Here is a 10,647-nt window from a genome sequence, read left to right on the forward strand (position 1 = left end):
CAACTCCGCCCGTGGCGAAGCCTCGCACCGTGCGCGGATCGAGAACCACAGCGGAGATCGCACGTCGCGACGGGCGTGGGGCACGTCGCGACCGTGACTTCCGGCTGTCGTGGCGCGCCCGGCAGGTACTCGTCCTCGCCGCCGTGGTCGGCCTTGTCGGCTGGCTCGCGTACGAGAACCGGAATGCCTTCGACCCCGGGCTGTGGCGCGCGAACCTGCACCTCGGCTGGGCGCTGCTCGCCGTCGCCGGCATGGGGCTCACGCTCGCCGGCAACGCATGGAACCTCTCAGGCGCGAGCCCGACCCGGTTGCGGTTCTGGCCGACGTTCGCCGCACAGGTCGCTGGGTCGCTGCTGCGCATCGTGTCGCCGGCAGCGGTGGGTGCCGCCGCCGTCAACGTGCAGTACCTCCGGCGGGCCGGCGTGAGTGGGACGGCCTCGCTCGGCGCCGTGTCGGTCGCGCAGTCCGTACAACTGCTGCTGGCGATGTTGTTGCTCCCGCCCGTTGCCATCGCGGCCGGTGCCGAGGCCGAGCTGTTGAGCGCCGACGGCCTGTGGATCGCGCTCGCCGTGGTAGCCGGGACAGCGGTGGTCGCGGGTGCCATCGTCCTCGTGGTGCGCAGGTCTCCCCTGGCGGAGGCTCGGGTCCGGATGCTGCTGGGTGAGCTGTCCCGGTCGCTGCGGGCGATGGCGGGCGAGCCGTGGCGGGCGGTCGTGAGCGTCGCCGGCGCGGTCTGCGTCTCGGGCGGGCTCATTCTCGCGCTGTGGTCGTCCGTGCATGCGTTCGGTGGGTCGCTGGCGTTGCTGACGGCGGCGGGCGTTCTCCTGCTCGGAAGTACGGCGGGCAACATCGTCCCGGTGCCTGGTGGACTCGGCTCCGTCGACGCGGCGCTCGTCGCCGCGTTGACAGCGACCGGCACCCCGCTCACGGTGGCGCTGCCGGCGGTGGCGCTGTTCCGGCTGGTGACGCTGTGGCTGCTGCTTCCGGCGGGCCTGGTGAGCCTCGGCCTGCTCCGCAGCCGCGGGCAGCTGTAGGGAGCCCGCGAGCGTGTAAGGCTGGAGCTGTCGGGTAGTCCGACCGACTGGCCCCGACCTCGAGAAGCGAAAGCGGGGAGAGAACCATGGCAAAGGTCGTATTTCTGGTCGACGAGATCTTCGAGGACTCCGAGTTCCAGGTCCCGTACGACGAGGTACGCAAGGCGGGTCACGAGGCCGTCGTCGTCGGCAGGGAGAAGGGCAAGGAAGTCACCGGCAAGAAGGGGACGAAGGTCACGGTCGAGCTCGGGTCCGACGATGCGCGGGCGGAGGACTTCGACGCCGTCGTCGTGCCGGGTGGCTACTCACCGGACAAGGTGCGTACGGACGCGAAACTGGTCGACCTGACCCGCCAGGCGTACGAACACGGCAAGCCGGTCGCGGCGATCTGCCACGCCGGCTGGGTACTCGCCGAGGCGGACATCGTGCGTGGGAAGACGGTGACCTCGTACCACTCCATCCGGACCGACCTGGTCAACGCCGGTGCCGAGTGGGTCGACAAGGAGGTCGTGGAGGACGGCAACCTCATCACGTCCCGTACGCCCGCCGACCTGCCGGCGTTCTGCGCCGCCCTCCTGCGACAGCTCGGCTCGTAGCCCCACCGCAGACCGCGGCGGGGCCCGGTGTGGGCGGGATCCCAGCGCCGCCCGGATTCCGCCTGCCGCGCCTGCCGCGCGCCTGCCGCGCCGGGCAACTTCCGGCGACGGCGAACCGTCTGAATGGCTATGAGATCTCGCAGACTGCTCGGGTGCCTGGCCCTTCTCCTGGCTGCCGCTGGCACCGGTGGCTGCGGCGGAGGGGTGACAACAGTGGACCCAGGCGCCGGATCCGAGGCGGAGGACCAGCTACGCGGACGTACGTACCTCTCGACCGAGGTCACGGACTCCGGTGCCCCCCGTGAACTCGTCGACGGCACCCGGATCAGCCTGCAGTTCACCGACGACGGCCGGTTGCTCGCCAACGCCGGCTGCAACTCCATGTCCGGTGAGGTCAGTCTCGACGACAGCCGGCTCGACGTGGGCGGCGGCCTCGCGACGACCGAGATGGGCTGCGATCCCGCCCGGCACGAGCAGGACGAATGGCTGGCGAAGCTCTTCGACACGAGCCCGGAATGGCGCGTCGACGGCGACCGGCTGATCCTCACCTCGGGCGAGTCGAGAATCGTTCTCCTCGACCGCAAGGTCGCCCAACCCGACCGGCCGCTGACCGGCACCCGTTGGAAGCTCACGACGCTCATCGACGGGGAGGTCGCGTCGTCGGTGCCGAAGCTGGACAAGACGCCGGACCTGACCTTCACCAAGGGCGGAGAGGTCAGGGGCTTCAGCGGTTGCAACGGTTTCGGCGGCGAGGCGACCGTCTCCGGTTCGACCATCGCGTTCGGGTCGTTGCAGGGCACCCTGATCGCCTGCCCGGGTGCCGCGGGCGCGGTCGAGCGGACGGTCCTCGACGTGCTGCAGGGCGACGTCCAGTTCACGATCGACGCCGACCAGTTGCGGCTGCGGCATCCGGACGGCAAGACCCTCGTCTACTCGGCCGCCGCCGCCAAGGACCGCTGAGCCGCAGCCCTGACGGCAGCCGCCGCTACGGACAGTGTGTGCGCCGGCCATCGCGTCGAGGACGTGGTTCCGCCCCCAAGTCGCACCTCGACGCCCGTCCCCGGACCCCGACCGGGACGGGCACATTGCCACGCAACGTAGGGTCGATGCCGTGGCCCCAGATGCGCTAGTCGTCGGTTTCGACCTGGATATGACCCTCATCGACTCCCGTCCCGGCATCGCCGCGGTCTGGGACGCGGTCTCCGCGCGTACCGGCGTCCACGTCGACAGCGCCACCGTCGTGACCCGGCTCGGGCCACCGCTCGACCACGAGGCGGCACAGTGGTTCCCGGCCGCCCAGGTGCCGGCGGCCGTCGCGCTCTACCGCGAGCTCTATCCCGACCTGGCCGTCGAGAACGCCGCGCTGCTGCCGGGTGCGGCCGAGGCGATCAAGGCCGTACGCCGGCACGGCGGCAAGGTGCTGGTCGTCACCGCCAAGAACGAGCCACACGCCCGCCTGCACCTCGAACACCTCGGGCTCGAGGTCGACGAGATCGCGGGCGACGTCTGGGCGGAGGAGAAGGGCACGGTCCTGCGCGCCCACAACGCCACGATCTATGTCGGTGACCACCACGGTGACATGCTCGGCGCGCGGACGGCGGGGGCGCTGGCGCTGGGCGTCCCCACCGGACCGCTCTCGGCGGAGGAGCTGCGCGCCGCCGGCGCGGACGTCATACTCACCGATCTTGCCGACTTTCCGTACTGGCTCGACGACCACATGCTCACCACCCGGCTGGCCGCACTCGAGACGCAGCTGACCGCCCTGGGTTCGCTCGTCGTCGCGTTCTCCGGCGGCGCGGACTCGGCGTTCCTGCTCGCGGCGGCCGTCCGCGCGTTGGGCTCGGACAACGTGGCCGCCGCCACCGCCGTCTCGCCGTCCCTGCCCGACGCCGAGCTGGCGCCGGCGCGCGAGTTCGCCGACTCGCTCGGGGTCCGCCATCTCACTCCGCGTACGGACGAGATGGCCCGGGAGGGTTACCGCGCCAACGACGGAGACCGGTGCTACTTCTGCAAGGCCGAACTGCTCGAGGTCGTCACGCCCATCGCGGCCGAGCTCGACATCGCCCACGTCGCGACCGGCACGAACGCCGACGACGCCCGCGCCGGGTTCCGCCCGGGCATCCGCGCGGCGGCCGAGCGCGGTGCGGTCACCCCGCTCAGGGACGCCGGCCTCACCAAGGAGCAGGTCCGCGAGGCGTCCCGCCGCTGGGGCCTGCCCACCTGGGACAAACCGGCCGCGGCCTGCCTGTCGAGCCGGATCGCGTACGGGCTCTCGATCACCCCGGCCCGCCTCGCCCGCGTCGAACAGGCCGAGGTCGCCCTTCGGGCGGTCCTCGCCGAGGCCGGCGTACCCGTCCGCAACCTCCGGGTCCGCGACATTGGCGACACCGCGCGGATCGAGGTCGACGCCGACCTCGTCGAGGCGGTCGAGGCGCTGCAGGAGGCACACGAGGCGGTGCTGGCGGCGGGGTTCGAGACAGCGGAGGTCGACCCGAAGGGCTTCCGGTCCGGCTCCATGAACGATCTGCTGCCCGAACCGTCCCGCTTCCGCTGATCCTGGGTCTGCGTGGCGGCCGCCACCCGACGCGCGGCCCGCGGTCCGGGCCGAAGCCGGCACGCAGGTGGCGTGAGGCGTACTAAGAGGTAGAGGCCAGACGTCCAGACGTCTACCCTTGGAGCGGCCCCCGTCCTGCGGGGGCCCAGTCATGAGAAGACGTGTCATGAGAGCGCGGGTCGCCCGGTTCCGCTGCTCTCCCATCCCAGATAGTGCATCCGAGCGAGGTCGATGTGCCGGCAGGCAAGGTGAAGTGGTACGACGCGGACAAGGGCTTTGGCTTCCTCACCAAAGACGACGGAGGGGATGTCTACGTCCGGGCCTCCGCCCTGCCCAGCGGCCTGACCTCACTCAAGGCGGGGCAGCGGGTCGAGTTCGGCATCGTCGCGGGCCGCAAGGGTGACCAGGCGTTGTCCGTACGCCTGCTCGAGCCACCGCCCAGCGTCTCCAAGGCGATGCGGAAGTCGCCGGACGAGATGGTGGTCATCGTCGAGGACCTCATCCGGCTGCTCGACGGCCTGGAGGGCACCTACCGGCGTGACCGGCACCCCGACGGCCGGACGGCCAAGCAGGTGTCGACCGTCCTCCGGGCGCTCGCCAACGAGCTGGAGCTCTGAGCCGCCGCTCCCTTGCTGTTCGCCGGTCCTCGGCGCGGGCGGCTCGCTGTCCACGCGTGGCCCCTTCGCCTGTTCCCGCGGAGGGCTCCTTCGCCTGTTCCCGCGTGGGGCGCCACCTGTTCCCGCGCGGGGCGCCACCTGTTCCCCGCCTGGTCGGCCAGGCGGGTGGTCACCGGCGAGGCGCCGACGCCTGGCCAACAGTCCACAGGCATGCCCAGCGTGGTCATTTGCCGGCGCGAACGGCGGTGTCCGCCACCCGGCTTCGGCGTACCGTGGAGAGCGTGGCCAGTGGACACATCGGTGAGCTGTACGCAGACAACCTGACCGACGCCGACCTCGAGCTGTTGGCCGAGGCGGCCGCGCCGACACTCACCGCCGCCGAGCTGCGGCACGAACCCGCGGCGATTCCCGGCCTCTTCGACCGGCCGGAGGTCTTCGAGGCCGTCTTCGGTCGTACGCAGGAACCTCACGACCGCTGGCTGGTCGGGGTGTCGCCGTTCCTGGCGTTCACGACCGCGGTGCACCGGTCGGCCGCGGACCTGTCCCACACGAGCTACCTCACCGAACGCACGGGAGCCCGCGAACGCGTCCCCGTCTTCGACGGCCCGGAGCTGGCCAGCTTTCTCGAACCCCTGGCGCGGCGGCTGTTCTTCGCCGAACTGCTGGCCTCGTTCGCCCGGGTGGCCAGCGGGCGGTATGTCGTGCGTACCGCCCGCGGCCTGCGTTCCCGCCGCTACAGCGAACTCGACCCCGTCCGCCTCGCCGGCCTCGTCGACACAGTGCCTCCCGCCGAACGGCCGGGCGCCTACCGCCGACTCGGTGACGTGGTGCTGTTCCTCGCCGGCGTGTTCCCCGACTACACGACCAGGCACGCCCTGGGCCCGATCGACGCGGCCCGCCTGCTGCGCGCGGCCGGCATCGCCCGCGAGGACCGCGACGCGCTCGCCGCGGCTCCGGCGATCGACCTCTTCGAGCATCTGGGTGCCCGCTGGTATCGCCAGGCGTCCCAGCTCGCGCCGCTGCGGACGGTGCGCCTGGAGGTCATCGCCGAGGTCGCGGAGAGTTTCCGGCAGGCGCGGCGGGTGCTCAACTTCGTCGCCGACCGGTACCTCTTCCCGGCCGGCGGCGGTTGGTTCACCCCTCCCGGCACCTGAGCGCGTCCCTCACCTGGAGGCGTACGCCAGGCTCCACGATCTGCTCGACACCCCTGGGCGGCGGGCCCCGCTCACTTCACCGATGGTCGGGTACGACGCGAGCCGGCCGGCGCGGGCACCTCTCCGCCGGAGCGCGCGTCCGTGGCGGTCGCGATGAGCGGGATACCGTCGCTGTGCGCGTCGTCGTATCCCTGCTCGACCAGGCCCGTCACGTTGAAGAGCCGCTCGTCGAGGGTGCCGTCCGCGAGCAGGGGCGCGGCCGAGGCTGGCACGACGTACAGCTCGTCACCCACCTGCCGGGTGAGATAGCCGGCCGGGTCGGGATCCGGCGACGAGACGACGGCGGAGTGGCGACCGGCTTCGTCCGTACGCACGACAAGGCGGTCACCGGTCACCAGCGTCACCGTGGTCGCGTCCAGAGTGGCGGCGGAACCGACGAGGGCGGTGTTCTCGCCCGCGGCCACACCTGGCCCCCGATCGCCGGCTGCGGGTGTCGCCCTCGCCACCGTCATGGAACAGAGCAGCGCCACCGCTGTCGCAGCTGCCGCGACAGCGGTGCCGAACCGGAATCCGGCACGACGGTTGATGGGCGTACGACGATGCACTGCGTTCATGACCGTCACCTTCACAGAACCGCCGACCACGCAGAACGATCGCGACGCGGCAGGTTCGCGCCATGACTGATACGCGTCACTGCCGGTCCGCAACTTTCGCCGCTCTCCTGTCATCGATCACGGCTACGCCTCCGGCCAGCAGGAGCACTAAGGTGCGGGGAAGCGTTTCCCAGACGGGAGGTGGGACGAGGCGGTGAGCGGGACCACGAACGGGGGGACGACGCAACCGTTGCTGCGGCTCACCGGCATCGTCAAGGCGTTCCCCGGCGTACGCGCACTCGACGGCGTCGACCTCGAGGTCCAGGCCGGCGAGGTGCACTGCCTGCTCGGCCAGAACGGTGCCGGCAAGTCCACCCTCATCAAGGTCCTCTCCGGCGCACACCAGCCGGACGCCGGTGAGATCGAGTGGCGGGGCGACCACCTCACCCTTCCGACTCCGCAGGCGGCGATGAAACGCGGTGTCGCCGCGATCTACCAGGAACTCGACCTCGTAGACGGCCTGTCCGTCGCGGAGAACGTCTACCTCGGCCACGAACCCCGCACGTTCGGCGTACCCCACCGGCAGGCGATGTGGCGGCACACCACGGAGCTACTGGCTCGCCTCGGCCACGCCGAGATCCCGCCCACGCAGGAAGTCGGCACGCTGTCGTCGGCCGGCAAGCAGATCGTCTCGATCGCCCGGGCGCTCTCCCACGACGCGCGGCTGCTCATCATGGACGAGCCGTCCGCGGTACTCGCGGGCGACGAGACCACCAACCTGTTCCGGGTGATCCGCGACCTGTCCGCCGACGGCGTCGCGGTGGTCTACATCTCCCACCGGCTGGAGGAGATCCGCGAGATCGGCGACCGGATCACCGTGCTCAAGGACGGCCGAACGGTCGCCCGCAACCTTCCCGCCCGCACCACGCCCACACCCGATCTCGTCCGGCTGATGACCGGCCGCCAGGTGGAGTACGTGTTCCCCCCGGCGACGAGCCGTGACTTCGACGCAGAACTGCTGCGGGTCGAAGGGCTGACCCGGCGCGGCGAGTTCCGCGACGTGACGTTCAGCGTGCGTGCCGGCGAGGTCGTCGGCATCGCCGGCCTCGTGGGCGCCGGCCGGTCCGAGCTGCTCGAGACGGTTTACGGCCGACGACGCCCCGACGCGGGCCGTGTCCTCGTCGACGGCAAGCCGCTGCGGAGGGGGTCCGTCGGCGCCGCCGTGCGCGTCGGGCTCGGCCTCGCTCCGGAGGAACGCAAGAGCCAGGCGCTCATCCTCGACCAGCCGGTCTCCCACAACGTCACGCTGGCGACGCTGCGCCGGTTCTCGACGTTCGGGCTGCTCCGCCGCGGCCGCGAGCACGCGGAGGCGACCCGGGTGACGCGCTCGCTCGACGTACGGCCGGACGACGTACGCCGTCCGATGCGTACCCTCTCCGGCGGCAACCAGCAGAAGACGGTCGTCGGTCGCTGGCTCCTCGGCGGCAGCCGGTTGCTGCTGCTCGACGAGCCGACCCGTGGGGTCGACGTCGGCGCGCGGGCCGAGCTGTACGCACTGATCCGCAGGCTTGCGGCCGACGGCGTAGGCGTACTCGTGGTCTCCAGCGAAGTGCCGGAGGTGCTCGGCCTCGCCGACCGGGTCCTGCTGCTCAAGGACGGCGGCATCGTGCACGAAGGCCGGGCGGCCGACCTCGACGAGCACCAGGTGCTCGACACCCTCATGGAGGGCCGAGTCGCCACCAGCGGCACCGCGATCGGAGGAGGAGGAGCGGTGTGAGCGACCAGACCGGCACAGGAACAGGCGCAGGCACGGACGCGGGCACCACGCGCGAACCCGGCGAAGGCACGCCGTCCGTGACCGCGCCACCCACCAGCGAGCAGTCGCGGGTGGAGGCGGCGGCCGCCGCGACCGGCGCGGCCACCGCGGGCACCGTAGGCGGGCTCGCCATGGGGACGCTCGTGCGGCACGCCGGTCTCGTCGTCGTCCTCGTCGTCCTCGCGATCGTCGGCATGATCACGTCGCCCGAGACGTTCGGCACCCAGTCCAACATCAACACGATCCTCACCAACGCCTCGGTGATCGGCGTCGTCACGGTCGGCATGACGTTCGTCATCATCGGCGGCGGGATCGACCTGTCCGTGGGCGCGATCATGGCACTCGCCTCGGTATGGTGCACGACGCTCGCCACCCAGTCCTACGGCCCCGGCGTCATGATCATGTGCGCGCTGCTCGTCGGCACGGGCACGGGGATCGTCAACGGCCTGCTGATCGCGTACGGCCGAATCGTGCCGTTCATCATGACCCTCGCGATGATGGCGAGCGCGCGGGGTCTCGCCGAGCAGCTGTCGTCGAAGCAGACGCAGGTGAGCCGGGTCGAGTTCGTCAACGACATCGCGCGGTCGGACGTGGTGGGGATCCCCGTCCTGGTGATCATCCTGGCCGTCGTGGTGGGCGCCGGATGGTTACTGCTCGAGCGCACGACCTTCGGCCGGCGCACGGTCGCGATCGGCGGCAACCCCGAGGCCTCGCGGCTTGCCGGCATCGACGTACGCCGGCACACCGTCCTGCTCTACGCCCTGTCCGGCTTCTGCTGCGGCATCGCCGCGATCATGATCGTCTCGCAGACGACGGCGGGCTCAAGCACCCACGGGAACCTCTACGAGCTCGACGCCATCGCCGCAGCGATCATCGGCGGCACCCTGCTGACCGGCGGGCGGGGCACGATCATCGGCTCGCTGCTCGGCGTCCTCGTCTTCACCGTGATCACCAACCTCTTCATCCACAACAACCTGCCGACCGAGATCCAGAACATCGCCAAAGGCGCGATCATCGTCGGCGCCGCGCTGACCCAGGTCGTACGCCGGGGTTCTTGGTCCCCTGACCGTCCAGGCGTCCGTCCGTCCTCAGCGCTCCCCACCCACAGGAGATGGTCATGAACCGACAGCAGGGTCCCGACCGGGCCGACCTCGGCCGCCGACAGCTCTTCCTCGGCGCGGCGGTCGTCGCCGGCGGTGCGGTGGTCGCCGGATGCACGTCGAACGAGCCGCAGGACGTCGGCACCGACAACCGGGCCGAGTCGGCCCCCAAGCCCGCCGCCGACGAGCCCGGCAAGCCGGTGACGATCGGCTTCTCCGCACCCGCCGCCGACCACGGTTGGATCGCGGCCATCACCGCCAACGCCGACAGCCAGGCCAAGTCCTACTCCGAGGTGACGCTGGAGAAGGTGGAGGCCACCAACGACATCGCGAAGCAGATCGCCGCCGTCGAGACGCTGATCAACAAGAAGGTCGACGCGCTCGTCATCCTCCCCAACGACGGCAAGCAGCTCACCGCGGTCGCGCAGAAGGCCACGGACGCGGGCATCCCGGTCATCAACCTCGACCGGATCTTCGACACCCCGCTGTCGTACCGCTGCTGGATCGGTGGCGACAACTACGGCATGGGCGTCGCCGCCGCCAACTTCATCGTCGAACGGCTCGAAGCCGACGGCACGTCCAACCCCGTCATCGCCGAGATCGCCGGCATCGACTCCCTGCCGCTCACCCAGGAGCGCAGCCAGGGCTTCAAGGACGCCCTCGCCAAGGCCGGCCTCGAGGTGAAGAACCGCGTCGCTGCCGACTTCACCGTCCCGGGCGGCCAGCGCGTCACGTCCAACCTCCTCCAGGCGGCACCGAAGATCGACGCCATCTGGAACCACGACGACGACCAGGGCATCGGTGTCCTCGCGGCGATCGACCAGGCCAACCGTGACGAGTTCTTCATGGTCGGTGGCGCCGGCTCCACCGACATGATGGAACGCATCAAGGCCGACGACACCGTGGTCAAGTGCACCGTGACCTACAACCCCTCGATGGCGTCGTCGGCGGTGTCACTGGCCCGGCTGGTCGCGCAGGGCAAGGGCATGAGTGACCTGGTGGAGAACGAGATCCCGAAGATGATCACCCTGGCGTCGGCGACCATCACCAAGGAGAACGTCGACGACTACCTCGAGCTCGGCTTCCGTTCCTGACCGGTTCCGTTCCTGATCGGCGCTTCTGCAGGTGCGCTCCGCGAGTTGGTGTCGGTTGGTCGGGCACAGCGGCCCCCAAGCACCCACAA

General features: G+C 70.8%; 10 protein-coding genes. 9 read left to right on the top strand and 1 reads right to left on the bottom strand.

From position 1 onward, the window contains the following. Positions 1-29: 29 nt before the first annotated feature. From ABN034_RS19730 to ABN034_RS19755, 6 genes are all read left to right on the top strand, one after another. The gene (locus tag ABN034_RS19730) at positions 30-1,034 is read left to right on the top strand and encodes a lysylphosphatidylglycerol synthase transmembrane domain-containing protein (protein ID WP_349692461.1); all 1,005 of its coding nucleotides are present in this window, start codon (positions 30-32) and stop codon (positions 1,032-1,034) included. 86 nt (positions 1,035-1,120) lie between these two features. Beyond that, positions 1,121-1,630 (top strand): type 1 glutamine amidotransferase domain-containing protein, encoded by a 510-nt coding sequence (locus ABN034_RS19735; RefSeq protein WP_349692462.1) that lies wholly within the window; start codon positions 1,121-1,123, stop codon positions 1,628-1,630. Positions 1,631-1,834: 204 nt separating this feature from the next. Then, positions 1,835-2,590 (top strand): META domain-containing protein, encoded by a 756-nt coding sequence (locus tag ABN034_RS19740; protein WP_349692463.1) that lies wholly within the window; start codon positions 1,835-1,837, stop codon positions 2,588-2,590. A 151-nt stretch (positions 2,591-2,741) separates the two neighbouring features. Then, on the top strand, positions 2,742-4,184 hold the full coding sequence (gene larE / locus ABN034_RS19745; RefSeq protein WP_349692464.1) for an ATP-dependent sacrificial sulfur transferase LarE: 1,443 nt from the start codon (positions 2,742-2,744) through the stop codon (positions 4,182-4,184). 233 nt (positions 4,185-4,417) lie between these two features. Next, entirely contained in the window at positions 4,418-4,801 is a 384-nt protein-coding gene (locus ABN034_RS19750) for a cold-shock protein (protein ID WP_349329738.1), read from the top strand. 281 nt (positions 4,802-5,082) lie between these two features. Further along, the gene (locus ABN034_RS19755) at positions 5,083-5,955 is read left to right on the top strand and encodes a hypothetical protein (protein ID WP_349692465.1); all 873 of its coding nucleotides are present in this window, start codon (positions 5,083-5,085) and stop codon (positions 5,953-5,955) included. Positions 5,956-6,026: 71 nt separating this feature from the next. Here the strand turns inward: ABN034_RS19755 and ABN034_RS19760 are convergent, their stop codons facing one another. Next, positions 6,027-6,569, bottom strand: coding sequence for a hypothetical protein (locus ABN034_RS19760; RefSeq protein WP_349692466.1), 543 nt, complete (start codon positions 6,567-6,569; stop codon positions 6,027-6,029). A 193-nt stretch (positions 6,570-6,762) separates the two neighbouring features. Here ABN034_RS19760 and ABN034_RS19765 point away from each other — a divergent pair, with 193 nt between their 5' ends. Genes ABN034_RS19765 through ABN034_RS19775 form a run of 3 tightly spaced genes read left to right on the top strand, consistent with a single transcriptional unit; the run spans position 6,763 to position 10,558 of the window. Beyond that, a complete protein-coding gene (locus ABN034_RS19765) occupies positions 6,763-8,325 on the top strand; it encodes a sugar ABC transporter ATP-binding protein (protein WP_349692467.1) in 1,563 nt (520 codons plus the stop codon). Continuing rightward, positions 8,322-9,485 carry an ABC transporter permease gene (locus ABN034_RS19770; protein ID WP_349692468.1) on the top strand — a complete coding sequence of 388 codons (1,164 nt, stop codon included), beginning with the start codon at positions 8,322-8,324 and terminating at the stop codon, positions 9,483-9,485. Before ABN034_RS19765 ends, ABN034_RS19770 begins: the two co-directional genes overlap by 4 nt. Then, positions 9,482-10,558 carry a substrate-binding domain-containing protein gene (locus ABN034_RS19775; protein ID WP_349692469.1) on the top strand — a complete coding sequence of 359 codons (1,077 nt, stop codon included), beginning with the start codon at positions 9,482-9,484 and terminating at the stop codon, positions 10,556-10,558. Before ABN034_RS19770 ends, ABN034_RS19775 begins: the two co-directional genes overlap by 4 nt. Positions 10,559-10,647 lie beyond the last annotated feature (89 nt).

Origin of the sequence: Actinopolymorpha sp. B11F2, from assembly GCF_040195635.1 — a bacterium.
Lineage (GTDB): Bacteria > Actinomycetota > Actinomycetes > Propionibacteriales > Actinopolymorphaceae > Thermasporomyces.

What these genes read in the sequence shown, in the direction of transcription:
- ABN034_RS19735 (WP_349692462.1), top strand. Translation starts at nt 1,121, where the DNA reads ATGGCAAAGGTCGTATTTCTGGTCGACGAGATCTTCGAGGACTCCGAG.
- ABN034_RS19760 (WP_349692466.1), bottom strand. Translation starts at nt 6,569, where the DNA reads ATGAACGCAGTGCATCGTCGTACGCCCATCAACCGTCGTGCCGGATTC.
- ABN034_RS19775 (WP_349692469.1), top strand. Translation starts at nt 9,482, where the DNA reads ATGAACCGACAGCAGGGTCCCGACCGGGCCGACCTCGGCCGCCGACAG.